The organism is Gilliamella sp. A7 (assembly GCF_002142015.1).
Lineage (GTDB): Bacteria > Pseudomonadota > Gammaproteobacteria > Enterobacterales > Orbaceae > Gilliamella > Gilliamella apis_A.
In genome coordinates this window covers 76,094-96,534 of the sequence record NZ_NASN01000005.1, presented here as the reverse complement: position 1 = coordinate 96,534, position 20,441 = coordinate 76,094, and the positions used below count along the sequence as shown (strand labels likewise).

Sequence of the window (20,441 nt, the reverse complement as noted above, 5' to 3'; positions counted from 1 at the left end):
TCATTGTTTTTCTGCGAGTCTATTTTTCTTTTTATGTGATAAAAAATGCTTTTTTTTAGTGATTAAGTATTGAATAAATATGTTTAAATTACATTTTTGTCATTTTTTGTTAATGTGTTAATATTTCATTAACAAAATTTGTTTTTCGTGTAAATTTGGATTTTTTTGCTGAAATCCAAATAAAAACGTTGACTAAAGAGAAAAAAAATGGATAATAAGCAGCGTAAGGATTTTTCATTGTTTTCTTTCCTTATATTCCTTATATTTCATGTTGGCCTGCATAATTTTTATGCAGGTCTTTTTTTATTTAAAATTAACTTGTCATGAAATCCTTGTTTAAAAAGAGTATAATTAATTCCATTATTTAAAATCTATTTGCGCAGTAAAAAAGTCCAAATAGAGATATGTCTTTAAAAGAGGTTTTAATTATGTCATTTAGCATCCCACACCTTTTGGTCTTTTTAGCTGTAGTTGTGTTAATTTTTGGAACCCAAAAATTACGCAATTTGGGTTCTGATCTTGGCTCTGCATTAAAAGGTTTCAAAAAAGCAATGAATGATGATGAAATTGAAACCAAAAATGATAATAAACTTGATAAGCAATAAAAAATATTGATATGAAAACGCAATTCGATGTCGCCATTGTTGGTGGTGGATTAGTTGGTTTGGCTACTGCATGTGCATTAAGCAGATACGATTTGAAGGTAGCTATAATTGATTCTAAAGTTAATGAGTGGCAAGATTTTAACGTCGAAGAAATAGGCATAAGAGCGTCGGCGATAAATGGTGCCAGTCAGAGATATTTTTCTCAAATTGGTATTTGGCATGATCTATGTGTTAGCAATCGTGTACATGCTTTTAGTGAAATAGGTGTTTGGGAAAAGAATGGTTTAGCTCACCTTTCAGCTCATGCTAAAGATTACGGTTATGAAAACCTTGGCTATATTATTGAAAACAATCTTATCGCTTACCATTTGTATCAACTTGCGCTAGCAACAAATAATATTGTTATTTTCAATCAGGTAGCTATAGATAATAATTATACTGATGATTATGCGTTTTTAACCTTAGCAGATAATACGACGTTACAAGCCAAATTGATTATTGGTGCTGATGGTGCTCATTCTTGGTTACGTAGACATGAAAAAATTTCAGTATTTGAGCGTAATTACCTTCATCATGCGGTGATTACTACCGTCGAAACACAATATCCTCACCAAGCATGCGCCAGACAGATTTTTTACCCGAATGGTATTGTTGCATTTTTACCGCTTTGGCAAGCTAACAAAAGTTGTTTGGTATGGTCGACTAAACCTGCCCAAGCAGAAATTTTAACGTCGCTGACAGAATCTGATTTTTGCCACGAATTGTTCAAATTAGCAGGTGATAAAGTAGGACAATGTCATTTAGTTAACCCAAGAATGGTCTTTCCATTAAAAGCTCGCTTTGCTAAAAAATTTATTAAGCACCGATTAGCTTTAATTGGTGATGCTGCTCATACTATTCACCCATTAGCTGGACAAGGCGTTAATTTAGGTTTTCAAGATTCTGCATTGTTGGTAGCGACTATCAAAAAGCTTATTGATGAGCAAAAAGATATTGGTTTAGTGGAAAATTTAAAATCATTCCAATTTACTCGTCGTAAAGATGCATTAGTGATGCTAACAGCTATGCGAACGATCCAAGATATGTTTAATGGCGATAATGCCTTTAAAAAGATGGTTAGAACGGTTGGTATGAATGCTATTGACAACTTTTCACCAATAAAGAAACAGTTGATCAAATACGCCATGCAAATTTAATCTATTACTCATCCTGTATTTGTGAACACAGGATGAGTTGCTATTATTTGAAAGATATTTGATAAGAAGTTGGTATAAATGGTGACGATGGAATTCGTAACGGCCAATAAGGATCTTTCAATAAACCTCGACCAATTCCAACTAAATCAGCATCTCGAGTGCTTAACACATAATCGGCAACATAAGGATCTTCAAGCATACCAACAGTGATAATCGGTAAATCGGTAACCTGTCTAATTGCTCGGGCTAGATAAACTTGGTAACCAGCATGGAAATCAGGGGTATGTTTGGGATCTAGTTTTCCATCTCCACCACCACTAACATCTAAAACATCGGCACCAGCTTGGGCTAATCGTTTGGCAATTTGGCAGCCATAATCAATATTATAACCGTTAGCACCGTATTCTTTAGCCGAAAAGCGCACAATTAGTGGCATATCTTTTGGCATAACTGATTTTGCAGCTTTAATAACTTGTTCAGCGAATAATAATTTGTCCTGACCATATTCATCGGTTCTTAAATTCGTTTTTGGTGAACTAAATTGATGGATTAAATAACCATGTGCGCCATGGATTTCAATGGCATCAAAACCGGCTTCCACGGCACGTTTGGTTGATTGTTTAAATTTTTCGATGATATCGATAATTTCATCTTTGGTTAATTCTCTTGGCATTTGGTATTGCCATTCCGGATTAGCTTCGACATTGCCATCATATAGGGTTGCTGAACATGAAACCACATCAGACTCACCTAAAGCTTTACGACCAGCATGGGCAATTTGAATAGCAATTTTGCCATTTTGTGCATGAACAGCATCGACGATACGTTTCAGCTGATCGCGTTGTTTATCATTCCATAATCCCAAACAGTTAGGTGTAATTCGCCCATTAGGCGCTACATTGGTCATTTCTAAAATAATTAAGCCGACACCACCAATCGCCCTAGAAACATAATGAACAAAGTGCCAATCATTAGCTAACCCATCTTTTGCTTGATATTGACACATTGGTGGCATAACGATGCGATTTTTGAGTGATAAACTTTTTACTTTAAATGGAGTATTAAGATAAGATATTTTTGCCATAAGTAACTCCTGTTTTGGTAATGATTCAAATATTAACTATTTATATTAGCAGATAAATAATTTATGGTGTTTGATACCTGAAATTTAAATGAAATAATCGCTAAAAAACCCCGTTCCTCAAAATTTTTAGTTTAATTTAGCCTTATGTTTAGGATTGTGAACGGTTCTAAGATAATAGATCCAACAAAGTATGCCCAAAAATCCTAAAACGGTTCCGGAAATAATTATCGCTATCCAACCATAGTTGCTATACAAGTAAGTAGAAGCAATAGAGCCTAACATACCACCGATAAAATAACTGACCATGTAACCAGTATTCATACGGCTACGTGCTTCTGGACGAATTTGATAAATAGCATTCATATTGGATACATGGGTAACTTGCACCGCAAAATCTAATAAGATTACACCAAAAATTAGGGCCACGAGAGAATACTTGGCAATAGAAAGCGGTAGCCAAGCAGCAAGTAATAATGTCAAACCAATGGAAGTGGCTAACCAGCCTTTTCCTTGATCTGATAATTTGCCTACGATGGGTGAACCTAATGCGCCTGCTGCGCCAGCCAAACCGAACAGACCAATAATAAAATCAGAATAATGATAAGGAGCATCACTTAATAAGAAGGCCAGCGGTGTCCATAATAATGAAAATACAGCAAAGGAAATAATTGCTAACAATGACCTGATGCGTAAAACAGCTTCTTGTTTGTACAATGAACCAATTGACAATAACAGTTGGAAATAGTTAATGTCGACACTGTTTTTATAAGTTGGTAATGATAACCAAAGTAATAAAGTGACTAAGGTCATAATTGACGAGGCAATCCAATAAACATAATGCCAATCGGTTATCGATGAAACAAAACCCGCAAATGTTCTACCTAGTAGAATACCTAGCAACATACCGCTCATTAGTGTGCCGACAATTTTACCTCGATGTTCGGGACGTGATAGCGTTGCAGCAAAAGGAATGAGTACTTGGGCAACAGTCGAAAATAGGCCTGTCATTGCAGTACCTAATACCAAAATCCATAAATTCTTTGATATCGCACTAATTATTAGTCCACAAATTGATAATATCATTAATGTAAGTATTAGCTTTTTACGTTCAATTTTATCTCCGAGTGGGGTAATAAATAGTAAACCGACCGCATAACTAAATTGAGCGGCCATAATGATTAAACCTGCATGTTTAACTGCAATATGTAAATCATCAGTTATTGAATATAATAGCGGTTGTGCATAATAATTACTGGCAACTGTAATGCCAATGGCAAAAGCCATTAAAAAAACTAACCGCGCAGATAGCCCTTGGGCTTGTTTGCTACTCATAGTAAAAAGATAAGAAAATAAATAATGACTAATTATATATCAAAAGTTTATTAGATACTGTTAAATAGTAGTGTTTAAGCTAATTGATTCAATAAATTATAAACAGGCGTAGCTAAACCAATTTTGGTATTCTCCGAGTTAAGTTTATACCAATAACCATTTGAATCTTCCAAACACTTAGTGTTATTTTTTATCTCACAGTAAATTGGGATAATATCTAAGTGAAAATGGCTAAACGTATGACGAAAGGCTATTAACTGTTTAGGTTTGCTGGTTTCAATACCATGCTTTTCCAGCCAGTCAGTTAATGTTTGCTCGCTTGAGAATTGTGGTAAGCAATATAAACCGCCCCAAATTCCAGCCGGAGGTCTTTTTTCCAGCCAAATAGCTTTATTATGTTCAAGCATTAGAAAATAGGCCATTTTTTCAGGTATAGTTTTTTTAGGTTTCTTGGTTGGATACTGTTGCCAACTGTCACTTTGATAAGCAAGGCATGAGTAGTTTAATGGGCACAAATTGCATTTTGGTTTCGAACGTGTACAGACCATTGCGCCAATATCCATCATTGCTTGATTAAATTTTGCAACGTTATGTTTAGGTGTCACTTGTTCACTTAATTGCCAAAGTTGATTCTCAACAATTTTATTCCCAGGCCAACCTTCTATTGCAAAAGATCGGGTTAAAACTCGTTTTACATTGCCATCAAGTATGGGGTAATGTTGATTTTGTGATAGAGATAAAATGGCACCAGCGGTTGAACGCCCAACTCCCGGCAAGGCAATCACATCCTCAAATTTAGTTGGAAATTTACCATCAAAATTCTCAGCGATAACCTGTGCTGCTTTATATAAATTACGTGCCCTAGCATAATAACCTAGCCCCGTCCAAAGATGTAATATGTCGTCAATTGGCGCTTTAGCTAAATCAGTAATTTTAGGAAATTGTGCAATAAAACGCTTAAAGTATGGAATAACCGTTGCTACCTGTGTCTGTTGTAACATGACTTCGGATAACCAAACATGATAGGGGCTTTTTTCAATTTGCCATGGTAGTGATTTTCTGCCGTACTGTTCATACCAATCAAGTACGGCATTTGCAAAACTTTTTGTCATGCTAGTCATTACATAATAGCGGTAATTGAATCACTAGGATAACAGCCAAGTACTTTGGTATATAAAGTGATTGTAGCTAATTCTTTAAGCGCGATTTGCATTTCATAATCATGAACATTACCTTGTAGATCAATATAAAACATCTCTTCCCATGGTGTACCATGGATAGGTCGTGATTCAAGTTTTGTCATAACAATATTATGATTACGTAAAACGGATAGGGCATCAACTAGAGCACCTGCTTGTTGACCAGTTTTCATTAAGATCGTGGTTTTAGCTGGAATTTGTTCGGAAACTTCGATTGGATCGCGCGCTAAAACAATAAAACGGGTAATATTTTCTTTTTGATTAGCAAAATTGTGCTCAAGAACCTGTAAACCGTATAATTCACCTCCGTCTTTGTTACCCATAGCAGCAATATTAGGTTGATTTAATTTAGCAACCGTTTCCATTGCTGATGAAGTGCTATCACAATAAACGATTTTCCAATGTGGATAATTTTCTAGGAAATTACTGCATTGTTGGAAAGGTTGCGGGTGGCTATAAATGGTATCTATTTGCTCAAGTTTAGCACTAGGAATGGCTAAAACGCAGTGATCAATTGGTAATGATAGTTCACCAATAATATGTAAATTGGTTTTTTGTAACAAATCATAAACTTCATTGATAGAGCCGGAACTAGAATTCTCTATCGGCAAAATTCCATAATCAACAACTTTTGATTCGATCTTTTCAAACACATCTTTAAACGTACTGCAGCTTGATTCAGTTAACTGATCAAAGTGAGTACTCGCATAACGGCGGGCAGCTGAATGTGAATATGACCCTTTGGGTCCTAAAAAGGCAATATTTGCTGAGGAAATAGCCCCTTGATTCAATTTTTCTTGTAAAAGTTTCTGTTGTAGTAGTACTGAATCTTCAATAATAATTTGATACAGGCGCTTAATTAAAAGATCATCAAGATTGTATTGTTTACCTTGTTCAATTAGTGCCTTAATGAGTGAGCGTTCACGAGCTAAATCACGCAAAGGTATGTTAGCTGCTATTTTTGTTTGAATAACTTCGGTTGAAACTTGACGTCTTTCAGCAAGGATTTCAATTAATTTTTGATCGAGTTGGTTAATTTTTTCGCGTAAAGGCAATAAAGGATTGGTAGTCATATTCATTAATATAATAAAAAATAGATGGACAATATTATAGCAAGCTAAAAAATAAAGGCACTATTAAAGTGCCTTTTTATTACTTTTGAATTATTAATTAATATTCTTCTTCAACTACTGCATTTTTAATGCTGTCAAATGCACGGCGAGACTCACCTTTATGTTGGATTTTATTTAGCTGTTTTTCAAGTTTAGCAACTAAATCATTAATTGCCGCATACATATCTGAGTGTTTAGCGGAAGCAACTAGTGGTGAACCTTTGGTTGCAATTGTCGCATCAATAATAAATCCATCAGGTTCTTTAGATAAAATAAAGTGAGGGTTAATTAACAGTGCTCTCCATTTATCTAATTTCGAAAACTTATCTTCTAGATAGCTACGAATTGCAGGGGTAATATCCATTTGTTTACTGGTAATACTTAAAGTCATAATTGACCTCCACTATGTTTACTTACAAATTGAGCTAATATAATTATTCTATTGATTACATTGACAAATTTTTTGCAATTCGTCAATAGGTTATTTCAATTTGATTAAATTTTTTGTGAACTTTGTCTAAAATAATGAATCTCTAGTTACGATTAACCTTTGTGAAACTGCTTTTAAACTAATTTTTATTATATACTGTAGTTTATTTGTGTTAATTTGAAGTATAAGTTGTGTTATTTAATGAGGAATATGTGAATTATTTAAATAATGTTAAGATTGTTTTAGTTGAAACTTCCCATACTGGTAATATGGGTTCTGCAGCTCGTGCAATGAAAACCATGGGATTAACTAATCTCTGTTTGGTTAATCCGATAATAAAGCCAGACTCTCAGTCTATTTCACTAGCAGCTGGCGCCAGTGATATTATCAAACAGGCACAAATATTTTCCTCTTTAGAACAAGCTGTTGCCGATTGTTCTTTAGTTATTGGTACTAGTGCTCGGCCTCGAAGCCTACAATGGCCAAATTTAACACCAAAAGAGTGTGGGGATAAAATAATTGCCGAAGCTTCTCATCATGCTCAAGTGGCTTTAGTTTTTGGTCGTGAACGGGTCGGGTTAACTAACGATGAATTACAAAAATGCCACTTCCATGTCGGTATTCCCGCTAATTCTGACTATAGCTCTTTAAATTTAGCCATGTCAGTACAAGTTCTTTGTTACGAAATCAGGATGTCGATGTTGTCTGCTCAAGACTCATTATCACACTTAGCTGATCAGAATATAAATGACACACAATATCCTAAAGATGAAGATATTGAACGATTTTATCAGCATTTAGAGCAAACCTTATTACAAACAGGTTTTATTAATCCTAATCATCCGGGACAAATTATGGGGCGTTTACGAAGATTATTTACTCGTGCCCGTATTGAACAACAAGAACTGAATATATTAAGGGGAATTTTAACCTCAATAGATAAAAAATAGTTAATCTATCCCCTAGTAATTTTTTATTAAATCTAGGGGATTTTAGGTTTATTGTATTAACTTTTTTTACGCCAAGTTGTGCCGTTAGCACTGTCTTCTAAAATAATATTCATTTGATTGAGTTTATCTCGTGCCTCATCAGCTAAAGCCCAATTTTTACTAACACGAGCATCATTACGTTGTTTAATTAATGCTTCAATGAGCTGTGTTTCACTATCATCTTGATTACTACCTTGTAAAAATTTAACAGGATCTTGTTCAAGTAAACCAAGTACAGAAGATAAATAGCGTAACTCAGCAGCAAGTTCATTGGCTAGTTGCATATCATTTTCTGCTTTAGCTTTATTTATCTCTCGAGCTAAGTCAAATAAGGTTGAATATGCTTCTGGGGTATTGAAATCATCATTCATTGCCTGGCAAAATTGTCGATAATAATCACTATCAGGTGTGTTATGAGGATAATTAGCATCCGTATCTCGTAAAGCAGTATAAAGTCTTTCTAAAGCAGTTCTAGCTTGCTTTAAATTTTCTTCACTATAGTTAAGTTGGCTACGATAATGACCAGATAATAAAAAGTAACGCACCGTCTCTGCATCATAATGCTCTAACACATCACGAATGGTGAAAAAATTATTAAGTGATTTAGACATTTTTTCTTGGTCAATCATCACCATACCTGAATGCATCCAGTAATTTACATATTGACCATTATGGGCACAGGTTGATTGGGCGATTTCATTTTCATGATGTGGGAACATCAAGTCAGATCCGCCACCATGGATATCAAAATGATTGCCTAACTGATGACTATTCATAGCCGAGCATTCAATATGCCAACCTGGTCGGCCTTTACCCCATGGAGAATCCCAACTTGGTTCGTTAGGTTTTGACATTTTCCAAAGAACAAAATCCATTGGATTGCGTTTTACATCAACGACATCAACGCGAGCACCTGCTTGTAACTGTTCTAAATTTTGACGAGATAAAATGCCGTAGTTAGGATCACTGTCGACAGAAAACATGACATCACCATTATCAGCGATATAAGCGTGCTCTTTTTTGATTAACTCTTCTACAAGCTCAATAATTTGCGACATATGACGAGTTGCACGAGGCTCTACATCAGGTCGTTTTATATTTAGTGCGTCAAAATCGGCATACATCTCTTTTAACATGCGATCCGTTAATTCATCACAGGTTTCGCCATTTTCAAGCGCACGTTTAATGATTTTATCATCGACATCGGTAATATTACGAACGTAAGTCAGATCGTAACCTAAAAAACGTAAATAGCGAGTAACGACATCAAATGCGACAAAAGTACGACCATGGCCAATATGGCAAAGATCATAAATGGTAACGCCACAGACATATAGTCCAACTTTATTAGCTGTAATAGGCTGAAATATCTCTTTTTCTCGAGTTAGTGTATTAAAGATTTTTAACATTATAAATTACTGCTCATATCAGATTGTGATTAATCGTTAATATAACAAAAATCAGAGTATGGCGGAATGACTTTTGCTAATCTTAAAGATTAAAAGCAGTACAAATAGTGATTGCATTAAAATTGTTTATGGTTTAATCAGTGCAGCTTAAAATTGTTAGAAGAAGATTTGATTGAATTTGATATAAAATGACGAGTAAATCTACTCGTCATTTTATTAAATAATTTTATTTTATTAACCGATAAATATAAATCAATAAAATAGCGCCAAGAACCGAAATAAATAAACTTGGGAAGTTAAAACCAGTTACGCTACCCCAACCGAAAAATGTACTAATGTAACCACCTACTAATGCACCTGCCACACCAAGTAGAATGGTTTTAAGCACACCAACTTGTCCTAATGGCATAAAAAACTTAGCAATCCATCCAGCAATTAATCCTAGAATAATCCAGCTTAAAATACCCATGATAGTTTCCTTCGTCTAATTAAGTTAAAAGTTACTTTTTGTATAGCTTAAAACATATTGAAGATGAAAATAATCGTTGTGTAAGATATAACTAATTAATAAAACGTAAAATTTACAGCTTTAAAAAAATTGTTATCAAAGAATGAAGAAAAATGATTAATATTTAGATCTGTGTGTAGCGATAGATGTATGTCACAGCATTACCAATAGCATTCCATACAAATATTAAGTGTAGTTTACAATTATTTTTTCAAATATTCTAGAAATTTTTAGTACAGCTTAAGTTAAGATTTATATCATTATTTGCTAGGAGCGATAATATAATCGCTCCCATTAAGTCATTATTCAAAAATAGTTTTGTGTAAAACTTTGATCACATCTTCTGCATCATTACTTCTTGCTAGTAAGCACAGATTATGCGTACTAGCACCATAACAACATAGACGAATAACAAAATCATCTAAAGCACCGAAAACTTCTTTTGCTATACCTTTAGTTGAGGTCAGATTATTACCAATTATAGCAATCAACGCTAAATCTTCTTCAACTTCAACATGGCAAACCGTTGATAACTCATCAAATAACGCTTTAGTTAATAAACTGTTACCATTGGTATTTGTGCCTGTGGTATCAATGGTTAATGCAATGCTGACTTCAGATGTTGTCACTAAATCAACCGAGATATTGTGTTTAGCCAATATAGTAAATACATTCGCTAAAAAGCCTTGTGCATGTAGCATATTTAAACTAGTTAAAGTCAATAATGTTTGTTGGCGACGAAGTGCTAATGCTCTGAACGAAGGTAATGAAGATTTAATACTATGAGAATTATAGACAATAGTTCCTCCGTCTTGTGGTGCTTTGCTTGAGCCAACAAATACCGGAATATTGCTACGCACAGCTGGTACTAGTGTTGCTGGGTGTAAAACTTTAGCGCCAAAAGTGGCCATTTCAGCGGCTTCGGCAAACGAGATTTCATCAATACGTTTTGCACCAGAGGTAATTCGAGGATCGGTGGTATAAATACCGGCAACATCGGTCCAGATATCAATTTGGGTGGCATTTAATGCTTCGCCAAGTAAAGCAGCGGTATAATCGCTTCCACCTCGACCTAAGGTTGTGGTTTTGCCTGAACTTTCACTGCCAATAAATCCTTGAGTAACCACGATAGTTTCTGGATTGAGGGATTTTAAATGTGCACAACAGAGTTGTTTGATTTCATCAATTTTCGGTACCGCTTTACCAAATTTATCATCGGTTCGCATTACTTTACGGACATCAAACCAAATGGCATTTTTTTGTTGATGTTTTAATATCTCAACAAATAGTTTTGATGACATTATTTCACCATGGCTGACTAATTCATCGGTTAATGCTGGTGAAGTCGCTAAACTTGCGGCTTCAGATAATGAAGCAATGTTGGCAATAATTTGGTCAATTTCAGTGCGTAAAGCTTGATTTTCAGGCAGATTTTCTAAAATATTATATTGAATCGATTGAATTTTGGCGATGTGTTTTGCTCTAACATTGGCATCACGGCCTTCAGCTAATGCTACCAGTAAATTGGTTATACCTGCTGAGGCAGATAATACGACGACTTTGACATTAGGATTAGCTAGAACAATATTAGCACTATTGACCATTGCTGGATAATCTGCAACGCTAGTACCACCAAATTTAGCAATTATAAATGATGTTTCCATGGATTCCTCATATTAAAAATTCTTATTTTTAACAGAGATAGAGCGGGCATGTCTTACTACCGTTTAAAAAACACATACCGTGAAGCGCTCCACCTGTTAGGGTGACAACCCAAGGGATTCAGCCCTTGTAGCCGATTCAATTGCTTTCTGGAATAACAATCGAACCTCGGCATTACACCCCCTTAATCATCTCTTTACGGCTCCAGTTCCTAAAATGATCTACCTGAGTAATGCGCCTCTTCTTTTTTTTGTAATATTGGTTACAAAATCAGTGTTATATAGGATTAACGATTTAACCAATTGTGTCAATAGCTTAAATATTAAAAAAAATTATTGGTCTGGCTTAAAATAAATTCTTTTTTATAAGCTTCGCTCAAATAATTCAATAATAGTTTGATACAGTTTCTTAACCGAACAATCTTTAGTTGGGGTGCTAAAAATCGTATCATCACCTGCAATAGAGCCTAAAATTCCTTCTGATTTACCAATTGAATCTAACAGTCTGGCAATTAGCTGAGCTGCGCCAGGACTGGTACGGATAACCACCATTGAACTGTTGTAATCAATATCCAATACTAAATTCTTTAGTGGGCTACTGGTGGTTGGTACGCTCATTTCGGCTGGTAAGCAGTAAACCATTTCAGATTTTGCATTGCGAGTTCTTACTGCACCAAATTTGGTTAACATTCTGGATACTTTGGACTGATTTATATTATCAAATCCTTGTTCCTGTAAGGCTTGTACGATACCTATCTGAGAACTAAACTTTTCTTGTAATAACATTTCTTTAAAAGTTTTAGTGAGATCATTTTGTTTCATACTGTTCCTTTAAATTAAATTTATGACCTATTACGCCAGTAATGTTTATTAATCATATTAACTAGTTATCTAAAATTAGCTAATTATCATCTTAAATAACGTCATTATTGGTCATTGAGGTAATGTTGCTATTATCAATCTTACCAGCACTGTTAAAACATTAATTTACATAATTATGCATGATGTTTGCATAAAATTAAAGATTAGATTTGCTAGCATTTTTAGGTCGGAAAGCTTGAACAACATGATTATGGGTTTCGATATAAGGGCCATCTAATAAATCAATACAGTATGGAATACTTGCGAAAATACCTGTTACAATAGTATTTCCTTGTTCATCTTTCACTCCTTCAAGAGTTTCTTTAATTGATTTAGGCCTGCCTGGTAAGTTTAAAATTAAACATTGCTTTCTAATGACACCGACTTGTCTGGATAAAATTGCTGTAGGAACAAAATGCAAACTAATTTGTCGCATTTGTTCACCAAAACCTGGCATTAATCGGTCAGCAATTGCTAAGGTTGCATCTGGTGTAACATCTCTAATTGCTGGCCCCGTACCGCCAGTAGTTAATATTAGATGGCATTGCAACTTATCTACCAATTCGCATAAAGTTTCTTCAATGATTAGCTGTTCATCAGGAATAATACGTTGTTCGGTAATAAATGGTGTTTTTAAGGCTGTCTGTAACCATGATAACAGTGCAGGAATACCTTCATCTTGATAAACACCTTGTGATGCCCTATCCGATACTGAAACCAAACCAATTTTGATCATAACCTGCAATCCTTAATCTTATATTCATCTAATCATTATATTGTTAGCATTAAAAATTGAATTAATCTTAAAATCATAACAATATTGTCGAACGGTCAAACATGATATCATATTATATAAATACAAATTATGGAATTAGGATTCATTTTATGTCATCAACGCCCGCACTAGAGCTCATAGCCCTCCAGAAAAAATATAAAAATGGTGTAGAAGCATTAAAAGGAATTAATTTGACCGTGCAAGCAGGAGACTTTTATGCTTTGCTCGGCCCTAATGGTGCCGGTAAATCAACCACCATTGGTATAATTAGTTCTTTAGTTACCAAAACCTCTGGGCAGGTTAAAATCTTTGGATATGATTTAGACAATGATATTGTTAATGCAAAAAGGCAATTAGGTCTGGTCCCACAAGAGTTCAACTTTAACCAATTTGAAGAAGTCTTACAAATTGTTACCAATCAGGGCGGTTACTATGGCTTGCCACGCAAATTAGCTCTGCAACGAGCAGAAAAATATCTACGTATTTTGGATTTGTGGGATAAACGTCATAGTCGAGCCTGTATGTTATCTGGCGGAATGAAAAGACGGTTGATGATAGCTAGAGCACTTATCCATGAACCCAAATTACTCATTCTTGATGAACCAACCGCAGGGGTTGATATTGAAGTTCGTCGTTCTATGTGGGATTTTCTACGAGAAATTAATCGTCAAGGTATTACCATTATATTAACTACTCACTATTTGGAAGAAGCTGAAATGCTATGTCGCCACATAGGTATTATTCAGCGTGGTGAATTAGTTGCTAATTCATCAATGCGTGATTTGTTAGCTAAAAGTCAGTCTGAAACCATTATTATTGATTATGTTCCGACCGCTACATCTATTTCGCTAGATGGTTATACTTTTACTGATGTTGAATCAGGTATGTTAGAGGTTAAAGTAGATAAACAGCATGGATTAAATCAATTATTTGAACAACTCAATCAACAAAATATTAAAGTGATTAGTGTTCGTAATAAAGCCAATCGACTAGAAGAATTATTTGTAGATTTATTACATAACGATACGAAAGCTAAAGGAGATATTGATGAATAATTTATATTGGATTGCCTTAAAAAGTATTTGGCGTAAAGAAGTTACCCGATTTTTAAGGATTTGGATCCAAACATTGATTCCTCCAGTTATTACTATGTCACTTTATTTTGTTATTTTTGGTAATTTGATTGGTTCTCGAGTTGGAGACATGGGTGGTTTTAGCTATATGGCATTTATTGTCCCCGGTCTAATTATGATGTCGGTAATTACAAACTCTTATACTAACGTTTGTTCTTCATTTTTTAGTGCTAAATTTCAACGTAATATTGAGGAGCTATTAGTGGCACCAGTGCCTACCCATATTATTATTTTGGGATATGTTGGTGGTGGCGTCATGCGTGGCTTGTTAACAGGCGTTTTAGTTACTATTGTGTCGCTATTGTTTGTAAGATACCAAGTTTATTCATGGCCTTTTGTCATTTTTACCTTATTACTAACCTCAATTTTGTTTTCATTAGCAGGGCTATTAAATGCAGTATTTGCCAAGACATTTGATGATATTAGCATTATTCCGACCTTTGTGCTGACTCCGTTAACTTATTTGGGGGGCGTCTTTTATTCAATCACCATGTTACCAACTTTTTGGCAATGGGTTTCTAAACTTAATCCAATTGTTTATATGATTAATGGTTTTCGTTATGGCTTTTTAGGTGTTAGTGATGTGTCATTAATAATTACTTTTTCAATGTTGTTACTGTTTGTCAGTATATTATATCTGTTAGCGTGGAAATTTATTGAAAGTGGCAGAGGGCTTAGAAGTTAATTAAATCAGAATAGCGAATAAAAATAAACCGCCGACCAACGTCGGCGGAAAAGTATTATTTAGCACCGGCAACCGCTTCTTTAGCCATTTCAGTGATTTTAGCAAAGTCACCTTTAGCTATTGCATCGGTAGGGATAAACCAAGTTCCACCAACACATAGAACATTATCAAGTGCGAGATAATCGCGATAGTTTTTCGGATTTACACCGCCGGTTGGGCAAAACTTCATATAACCGCAAGGGCCTGCAAAAGCTTTTAACGCCGCAACACCGCCATTGATTTCTGCGGGGAAGAATTTTAATGCAGTTAAACCATATTCTTGAGCGGTTAATAATTCTGAAATAGTTGCAATTCCGGGAATAACCGGCACTGGACCTTCAACTGCTGCTTTTAAAATTGAATCTGTAATACCTGGTGTAATAATAAACTCAACGCCAGCTTCAGTGACTTGTTTAAGTTGTTCAACAGTGGTTACTGTACCAGCTCCAACAACAGCTTCAGGTACTTCCTTGATAATTTTCTTAATAGCATCAAGTGCACACTCAGTTCTTAATGTCACTTCTAGAACTTTAACTCCCCCAGCAATTAATGCTTTTGCTAATGGAACAGCATCTTCTAAACGTTCAATTACAATAACTGGTACAACAGGGCCTAATGTTAAAATTTCTTCAGCAGTTTTTTTCCAACTCTTCATATGTCTTCCCTATACTTTATTTACTTCTATATAGCAATAAGCCCTCGACAATGTGAGGGCTTATTTTTACTCATAAATACCTAATTTCTTTTCTAAATAATGAATGTTTGTGCCACCTTTCATGAAGCCTTCATCATTCATGATTTCTATATGGAGTTCGATATTGGTTTTTATACCATCAATAACCAGTTCTGCTAATGCATTTTTCATACGAGCAATGGCAACTTCTCGGGTCTCTCCATAAGCGATTAACTTCCCAATCATTGAATCATAATAAGGAGGAACTGCATAACCAGCATAAATATGAGATTCCCAACGAATACCAAATCCACCAGGTGCATGGAAGCGAGTGATTTTACCTGGAGATGGCATAAACGTTTTTGGATCTTCAGCATTTATTCGACATTCAATGGCATGACCTTTAATTTCAATATCGCTTTGCTTGATAGATAAAGGTTGTCCTGCAGCAATAAGAATTTGTTCACGAATCAGATCAACGCCAGTCACCATTTCAGTAACAGGATGTTCTACTTGAATACGGGTATTCATTTCAATGAAATAGAATTCACCATTTTCAAATAAAAATTCAAAAGTCCCTGCACCACGATAACCAATCTCAATACATGCATTTACACAACGTTCACCGATAAATTTACGCATTTTCGGTGTGATGCCGACAGCTGGTGCTTCTTCAACTACTTTTTGATGTCGTCGTTGCATTGAACAGTCACGTTCGCCTAAGTAAACGGCATGACCTTGGCCATCAGATAGCACTTGAATTTCAATATGACGAGGGTTCTCAAGAAATTTTTCCATATAAACCATGTCATTATTAAATGCAGTTTTTGCTTCAAGCTTAGTCATTTTGATTGATTGCTCGAGGTCTTTTTCTTCTCGAACAATACGCATTCCGCGGCCACCACCACCGCCAGATGCTTTAATTATAACTGGATAACCAATTTTCTTAGCAATCTGTTTGTTAGTGTCCATATTGCTACCAAGTGGACCATCAGAACCTGGAACACATGGTACACCAGCTTTTTTCATTGCTTCAATTGCCGATACTTTATCACCCATTAAGCGGATAGTATCTGGTTTTGGACCAATAAATATAAAGCCAGAACGTTCAACTTGTTCAGCAAAGTCTGCATTTTCAGATAAAAAACCATATCCCGGATGAATAGCTGCTGCGCCAGTTACTTCGGCGGCAGAGATTAAAGCAGGGATATTAAGATAACTTTTGGCTGAAGCTGCTGGACCAATGCAAACCGTTTCGTCTGCAAGTAAAACATGTTTTAAATCTTTATCTGCCGAAGAGTGAACAGCGACAGTTTTAATTCCAAGTTCTTTACATGCTCGTAAGATGCGAAGAGCAATTTCTCCGCGGTTAGCAATAAGAATTTTATCAAGCATATTCAATCTCTTAATCGTCTAAGTTAATAAATAATTTCTGATTATTCAATAATGAATAGTGGTTGATCGAATTCAACTGGTTGACCATTTTCAACTAAAATAGCTTTAATAGTCCCTGCTTTTTCTGATTCAATTTGGTTCATCATTTTCATCGCTTCAACAATGCAAAGTACATCACCAACATTTACCGATTGACCGACCTCAACAAATGCTTTTGATTCCGGACTAGGGGTACGATAAAATGTACCAACCATTGGTGATTTTATTGTAGTACCATTAATTTTATTGGTATCTGCGATAACCTCTGCCTCAGCCGTTGGCGCAACCACAACTGGAGCTGGCTGAGGGATTTGAATATTTTGCACTGGCGCAGAATAGTTTGCGGCAGGCATAGATCGACTAATTCGAACTGATTCTTCACCTTCAGAGATTTCAAGTTCCGAAATACCTGACTCTTCTACTAATTCAATTAACTTTTTAATTTTGCGTATATCCATGAATTACACCGTGTTTATTTGATATAAATAACAATTATTTTAATGAATACTTAATATCTTAAAAGTCGCCTTTTAATACGATACTAAGTTTGTAACTCAACATTAACGCGGAAGGATACACTGTAAATCGTAATTTGTCATTATATATCTCCTTTACAAACACTTGTTATACTATTTTCTAGGTATTATTTTAGAATTGCGATACAATAGTAACCCTTAATTTTAATTGAGGCTGGCTGTGGTTTTTATCTGCTAAATAATCTCTTATTTATCGGATAAAATTTAGAAATATATATTCTGTAGATGCCTTAGTTTGCTTCTAAATACTCAAATATATTCAAACAAGATTAATTCTAGGAAGAGTTTTTATTATGTTCAAAAAAGTTCGCGGCTTGTTTTCAAATGATTTATCGATTGATTTAGGTACAGCCAATACCCTTATTTATGTTAAAGGGCAAGGAATTGTACTTAACGAACCTTCAGTTGTTGCCATTCGTCAAGATCGCTCTGGAACACCTAAAAGTGTTGCTGCAGTTGGCCATGCTGCGAAACAGATGCTAGGACGAACACCTGGTAATATTGCAGCGATTAGACCTATGAAAGATGGTGTAATTGCAGACTTTTCCGTAACTGAAAAAATGTTACAGTATTTTATACGACAAGTTCATAGTCATAGTTTTTTAAGACCAAGTCCGCGAGTATTAGTTTGTGTACCAGTAGGAGCTACACAAGTTGAACGTCGGGCTATTCGTGAATCAGCATTAGGTGCTGGCGCACGTGAAGTTTATTTAATTGAAGAACCAATGGCTGCAGCTATTGGTGCTGATTTACCAGTTTCGGCACCGACTGGTTCAATGGTGGTTGATATCGGTGGTGGTACAACTGAAGTTGCCGTTATTTCTCTAAATGGTGTGGTTTATTCTGCATCGGCACGTATTGGTGGTGACCGCTTTGATGAAGCAATTATCAATTATGTTCGTCGTAATTATGGTGCATTAATTGGTGAAGCAACTGCAGAGAAAATTAAGCACTTTATTGGTAGTGCTTATCCTGGTGATGAAGTGCTTGAAATTGAAGTGCGCGGCCGTAATTTAGCCGAAGGTGTGCCACGCAGCTTTACTTTAAATTCAAATGAAATATTAGAAGCATTGCAAGAACCTTTAAGTGGCATTGTCAGCGCGGTTAAAGTAGCACTTGAACAATGCCCACCAGAACTTGCTTCAGATATTTCTGAACATGGTATGGTATTAACTGGCGGTGGGGCATTATTACGTAATATTGATAAATTGTTATCCGCTGAAACAGGTATCCATGTTGCTGTCGCAGAAGATCCACTAACTTGTGTAGCGCGAGGTGGTGGTAAAGCACTTGATATGGTTGATATGCATGGTGGTGATCTCTTTAGTGAAGAATAACGTTAAATAATTACTAATAAGTAACCAACTATTTCATTTTATCCGCCGACATTGTCGGCGGAGTCATATATTAGAATAGTTAGCTACGTAGTATATAACAGGTAAATACTAAACAATGAAATTACTTTTCTCTAAACGTTCGCCTCTGAGTGTACAATTATTTATTGCACTAACACTCGCTCTGACGCTAATTGTATTAGATATTAATTATCGTCCTTTTAAAGAGGTTCGTTATTATTTAGATACCATAATTTCACCACTTTATAATGTTTCAAATGCGCCAAAATCATCATTTGATTCCCTTTATGAAATGTCAAAAACACAAGAAGCATTAATTAATGAAAATAACAAATTGCAAGAAACATTAATGCAACAGAAAAGTGATCTATTACTACTTGAACATTTGAAACATGAAAACGATCGTCTAAGAGGATTATTAGGTTCACCATTAAGACATGATGAACACAAAATGGCCGCTCAAGTTTTATTAGCTGATACTGATCCTTATGTTTATCAAGTTGTGATCAATAAAGGGAAAAATAATGGTGTTTATGTTGGCCAACCAGTCGTAGATGAAAAAGGAATTGTTGGACAAATTTATCAAACAGCTCAATCAACCAGTCGTGCGATATTAGTCTGTGATTATCAACATGCAATCCCAGTACAGGTATTAAGAAACGATATTTCTATGGTAGCAGTTGGTAATGGATGTAGTAATGATTTAACCCTTGATTTTTTACCTAACAATGTTGATATTAAAGTTGGTGATGTCTTAGTCACATCTGGACTTGATGGTCGCTTCCCTGAAGGTTATCCAGTTGCTGTGGTAAGCTCAGTGAAACTTGATATTAGTGATTCAACTCCAATTATTTCTGCTACACCTACAGCGGATTTAAAACGTTTACGTTATCTATTGTTATTATGGGGCGAGCAAGGAGTAAAACATGATGGGGAATAATCGATTTAGTATTTTGATTATCTGGTTAACACTGTTAATAGGTTTATGCGTGCAGATTATCCCATGGTCAGCTAATTATAATATGTTTAAACCGCATTTATTAATGTTAATCATGGCTTATTGGTTAATAGCACTTCCTCATCGCATTGGAATGGGCATGGCTTTTATACTAGGCATAGTCTTGGATCTATTTTCTGGATCTATTCTCGGTATTCATGCGTTTATTTTTTCATGTATGGCTTACTTGTTGCTGTTTAAATTTCAGTTGATTCGTAATTTAGCTCTTTGGCAGCAAGCAATTGTTATCTTTGCTGTATCGCTTTGCTACAATTTTTTGGTATTTTTGTTTCAGATTACTATTTATCGCACCATAACGATTTCGCCTTTAATTTTAATATCTAGTTGTGTTGATGGGCTATTATGGATAGTAATTTATCTATTTTTACGAATAATAAGACGGAACTTTGCTATCAATTAAAAAGGAA

21 protein-coding genes and 1 riboswitch are annotated in these 20,441 nt (G+C 35.2%); of the genes, 8 read left to right on the top strand and 13 right to left on the bottom strand.

Annotated features, from left to right (window positions below):
• Positions 1-428 precede the first annotated feature (428 nt).
• Both tatA and B6D18_RS02875 read left to right on the top strand, forming a co-directional pair.
• Positions 429-605 carry a Sec-independent protein translocase subunit TatA gene (gene tatA, locus B6D18_RS02880; protein WP_086363052.1) on the top strand — a complete coding sequence of 59 codons (177 nt, stop codon included), beginning with the start codon at positions 429-431 and terminating at the stop codon, positions 603-605.
• Positions 606-616: 11 nt separating this feature from the next.
• Complete coding sequence (locus tag B6D18_RS02875; RefSeq protein WP_086363051.1) at positions 617-1,801, top strand: FAD-dependent monooxygenase; 1,185 nt, start codon at positions 617-619, stop codon at positions 1,799-1,801.
• Positions 1,802-1,844: 43 nt separating this feature from the next.
• Here B6D18_RS02875 and B6D18_RS02870 read toward each other — a convergent pair whose 3' ends face one another.
• The 5 genes from B6D18_RS02870 to raiA all read right to left on the bottom strand — a co-directional run bounded on the left by B6D18_RS02870 (position 1,845) and on the right by raiA (position 6,919).
• On the bottom strand, positions 1,845-2,885 hold the full coding sequence (locus B6D18_RS02870) for an NADH:flavin oxidoreductase/NADH oxidase (protein ID WP_086363050.1): 1,041 nt from the start codon (positions 2,883-2,885) through the stop codon (positions 1,845-1,847).
• A gap of 126 nt (positions 2,886-3,011) precedes the next feature.
• Positions 3,012-4,217: an MFS transporter gene (locus B6D18_RS02865; RefSeq protein ID WP_086363049.1), complete on the bottom strand. Its 1,206-nt coding sequence runs from the start codon at positions 4,215-4,217 to the stop codon at positions 3,012-3,014.
• 74 nt (positions 4,218-4,291) lie between these two features.
• Complete coding sequence (mutY, locus tag B6D18_RS02860; RefSeq protein WP_086363057.1) at positions 4,292-5,329, bottom strand: A/G-specific adenine glycosylase; 1,038 nt, start codon at positions 5,327-5,329, stop codon at positions 4,292-4,294.
• An 8-nt stretch (positions 5,330-5,337) separates the two neighbouring features.
• Complete coding sequence (gene pheA, locus B6D18_RS02855) at positions 5,338-6,489, bottom strand: bifunctional chorismate mutase/prephenate dehydratase (RefSeq protein WP_086363048.1); 1,152 nt, start codon at positions 6,487-6,489, stop codon at positions 5,338-5,340.
• A gap of 97 nt (positions 6,490-6,586) precedes the next feature.
• The gene (raiA, locus tag B6D18_RS02850; protein WP_086363047.1) at positions 6,587-6,919 is read right to left on the bottom strand and encodes a ribosome-associated translation inhibitor RaiA; all 333 of its coding nucleotides are present in this window, start codon (positions 6,917-6,919) and stop codon (positions 6,587-6,589) included.
• Between the two features lie 251 nt (positions 6,920-7,170).
• Between raiA and trmJ the strand changes: the two genes are divergently transcribed.
• Positions 7,171-7,908, top strand: coding sequence for a tRNA (cytosine(32)/uridine(32)-2'-O)-methyltransferase TrmJ (gene trmJ, locus B6D18_RS02845; protein ID WP_086363046.1), 738 nt, complete (start codon positions 7,171-7,173; stop codon positions 7,906-7,908).
• Positions 7,909-7,964: 56 nt separating this feature from the next.
• On the opposite strand, the gene cysS is transcribed toward trmJ, so the two are convergent.
• The 5 genes from cysS to mog all read right to left on the bottom strand — a co-directional run bounded on the left by cysS (position 7,965) and on the right by mog (position 13,122).
• The gene (cysS, locus tag B6D18_RS02840) at positions 7,965-9,356 is read right to left on the bottom strand and encodes a cysteine--tRNA ligase (protein WP_086363045.1); all 1,392 of its coding nucleotides are present in this window, start codon (positions 9,354-9,356) and stop codon (positions 7,965-7,967) included.
• A gap of 226 nt (positions 9,357-9,582) precedes the next feature.
• The gene (locus B6D18_RS02835) at positions 9,583-9,825 is read right to left on the bottom strand and encodes a GlsB/YeaQ/YmgE family stress response membrane protein (protein ID WP_065578554.1); all 243 of its coding nucleotides are present in this window, start codon (positions 9,823-9,825) and stop codon (positions 9,583-9,585) included.
• Between the two features lie 341 nt (positions 9,826-10,166).
• Positions 10,167-11,528 (bottom strand): lysine-sensitive aspartokinase 3, encoded by a 1,362-nt coding sequence (gene lysC / locus B6D18_RS02830; RefSeq protein WP_086363044.1) that lies wholly within the window; start codon positions 11,526-11,528, stop codon positions 10,167-10,169.
• 74 nt (positions 11,529-11,602) lie between these two features.
• Positions 11,603-11,777, bottom strand: a riboswitch (Lysine riboswitch).
• Between the two features lie 111 nt (positions 11,778-11,888).
• A complete protein-coding gene (gene argR, locus B6D18_RS02825) occupies positions 11,889-12,347 on the bottom strand; it encodes a transcriptional regulator ArgR (protein ID WP_034905059.1) in 459 nt (152 codons plus the stop codon).
• 196 nt (positions 12,348-12,543) lie between these two features.
• Positions 12,544-13,122 (bottom strand): molybdopterin adenylyltransferase, encoded by a 579-nt coding sequence (gene mog / locus B6D18_RS02820; protein WP_086363043.1) that lies wholly within the window; start codon positions 13,120-13,122, stop codon positions 12,544-12,546.
• A 149-nt stretch (positions 13,123-13,271) separates the two neighbouring features.
• Here mog and B6D18_RS02815 point away from each other — a divergent pair, with 149 nt between their 5' ends.
• A complete protein-coding gene (locus tag B6D18_RS02815; RefSeq protein ID WP_086363042.1) occupies positions 13,272-14,216 on the top strand; it encodes an ABC transporter ATP-binding protein in 945 nt (314 codons plus the stop codon).
• Positions 14,209-14,979 carry an ABC transporter permease gene (locus B6D18_RS02810; protein WP_086363041.1) on the top strand — a complete coding sequence of 257 codons (771 nt, stop codon included), beginning with the start codon at positions 14,209-14,211 and terminating at the stop codon, positions 14,977-14,979. The genes B6D18_RS02815 and B6D18_RS02810 overlap by 8 nt, the downstream gene beginning before the upstream one ends.
• 55 nt (positions 14,980-15,034) lie before the next feature.
• Here the strand turns inward: B6D18_RS02810 and B6D18_RS02805 are convergent, their stop codons facing one another.
• The 3 genes from B6D18_RS02805 to accB form a co-directional block, all read right to left on the bottom strand.
• A complete protein-coding gene (locus tag B6D18_RS02805; RefSeq protein WP_086363040.1) occupies positions 15,035-15,673 on the bottom strand; it encodes a bifunctional 4-hydroxy-2-oxoglutarate aldolase/2-dehydro-3-deoxy-phosphogluconate aldolase in 639 nt (212 codons plus the stop codon).
• A 66-nt stretch (positions 15,674-15,739) separates the two neighbouring features.
• Entirely contained in the window at positions 15,740-17,086 is a 1,347-nt protein-coding gene (accC, locus tag B6D18_RS02800) for an acetyl-CoA carboxylase biotin carboxylase subunit (protein WP_086363039.1), read from the bottom strand.
• Positions 17,087-17,127: 41 nt separating this feature from the next.
• Positions 17,128-17,583, bottom strand: coding sequence for an acetyl-CoA carboxylase biotin carboxyl carrier protein (gene accB / locus B6D18_RS02795; RefSeq protein WP_086363038.1), 456 nt, complete (start codon positions 17,581-17,583; stop codon positions 17,128-17,130).
• A 371-nt stretch (positions 17,584-17,954) separates the two neighbouring features.
• Here accB and B6D18_RS02790 point away from each other — a divergent pair, with 371 nt between their 5' ends.
• The 3 genes from B6D18_RS02790 (at position 17,955) to mreD (ending at position 20,434) form a co-directional block, all read left to right on the top strand.
• The gene (locus tag B6D18_RS02790; RefSeq protein ID WP_086363037.1) at positions 17,955-18,998 is read left to right on the top strand and encodes a rod shape-determining protein; all 1,044 of its coding nucleotides are present in this window, start codon (positions 17,955-17,957) and stop codon (positions 18,996-18,998) included.
• Between the two features lie 115 nt (positions 18,999-19,113).
• Positions 19,114-19,956, top strand: coding sequence for a rod shape-determining protein MreC (mreC, locus tag B6D18_RS02785; RefSeq protein ID WP_086363036.1), 843 nt, complete (start codon positions 19,114-19,116; stop codon positions 19,954-19,956).
• Positions 19,943-20,434 carry a rod shape-determining protein MreD gene (mreD, locus tag B6D18_RS02780; RefSeq protein WP_086363035.1) on the top strand — a complete coding sequence of 164 codons (492 nt, stop codon included), beginning with the start codon at positions 19,943-19,945 and terminating at the stop codon, positions 20,432-20,434. The genes mreC and mreD overlap by 14 nt, the downstream gene beginning before the upstream one ends.
• The last annotated feature ends 7 nt before the right edge of the window (positions 20,435-20,441 follow it).

Excerpts from the sequence above, each read along its gene's own strand:
- tatA (WP_086363052.1), top strand. The coding sequence starts at position 429 with ATGTCATTTAGCATCCCACACCTTTTGGTCTTTTTAGCTGTAGTTGTG.
- B6D18_RS02875 (WP_086363051.1), top strand. The coding sequence starts at position 617 with ATGAAAACGCAATTCGATGTCGCCATTGTTGGTGGTGGATTAGTTGGT.
- B6D18_RS02870 (WP_086363050.1), bottom strand. The coding sequence starts at position 2,885 with ATGGCAAAAATATCTTATCTTAATACTCCATTTAAAGTAAAAAGTTTA.
- B6D18_RS02865 (WP_086363049.1), bottom strand. The coding sequence starts at position 4,217 with ATGAGTAGCAAACAAGCCCAAGGGCTATCTGCGCGGTTAGTTTTTTTA.
- mutY (WP_086363057.1), bottom strand. The coding sequence starts at position 5,329 with ATGACAAAAAGTTTTGCAAATGCCGTACTTGATTGGTATGAACAGTAC.
- pheA (WP_086363048.1), bottom strand. The coding sequence starts at position 6,489 with ATGACTACCAATCCTTTATTGCCTTTACGCGAAAAAATTAACCAACTC.
- raiA (WP_086363047.1), bottom strand. The coding sequence starts at position 6,919 with ATGACTTTAAGTATTACCAGTAAACAAATGGATATTACCCCTGCAATT.
- cysS (WP_086363045.1), bottom strand. The coding sequence starts at position 9,356 with ATGTTAAAAATCTTTAATACACTAACTCGAGAAAAAGAGATATTTCAG.
- B6D18_RS02835 (WP_065578554.1), bottom strand. The coding sequence starts at position 9,825 with ATGGGTATTTTAAGCTGGATTATTCTAGGATTAATTGCTGGATGGATT.
- lysC (WP_086363044.1), bottom strand. The coding sequence starts at position 11,528 with ATGGAAACATCATTTATAATTGCTAAATTTGGTGGTACTAGCGTTGCA.
- argR (WP_034905059.1), bottom strand. The coding sequence starts at position 12,347 with ATGAAACAAAATGATCTCACTAAAACTTTTAAAGAAATGTTATTACAA.
- mog (WP_086363043.1), bottom strand. The coding sequence starts at position 13,122 with ATGATCAAAATTGGTTTGGTTTCAGTATCGGATAGGGCATCACAAGGT.
- B6D18_RS02815 (WP_086363042.1), top strand. The coding sequence starts at position 13,272 with ATGTCATCAACGCCCGCACTAGAGCTCATAGCCCTCCAGAAAAAATAT.
- B6D18_RS02810 (WP_086363041.1), top strand. The coding sequence starts at position 14,209 with ATGAATAATTTATATTGGATTGCCTTAAAAAGTATTTGGCGTAAAGAA.
- B6D18_RS02805 (WP_086363040.1), bottom strand. The coding sequence starts at position 15,673 with ATGAAGAGTTGGAAAAAAACTGCTGAAGAAATTTTAACATTAGGCCCT.
- accC (WP_086363039.1), bottom strand. The coding sequence starts at position 17,086 with ATGCTTGATAAAATTCTTATTGCTAACCGCGGAGAAATTGCTCTTCGC.
- accB (WP_086363038.1), bottom strand. The coding sequence starts at position 17,583 with ATGGATATACGCAAAATTAAAAAGTTAATTGAATTAGTAGAAGAGTCA.
- B6D18_RS02790 (WP_086363037.1), top strand. The coding sequence starts at position 17,955 with ATGTTCAAAAAAGTTCGCGGCTTGTTTTCAAATGATTTATCGATTGAT.
- mreC (WP_086363036.1), top strand. The coding sequence starts at position 19,114 with ATGAAATTACTTTTCTCTAAACGTTCGCCTCTGAGTGTACAATTATTT.
- mreD (WP_086363035.1), top strand. The coding sequence starts at position 19,943 with ATGATGGGGAATAATCGATTTAGTATTTTGATTATCTGGTTAACACTG.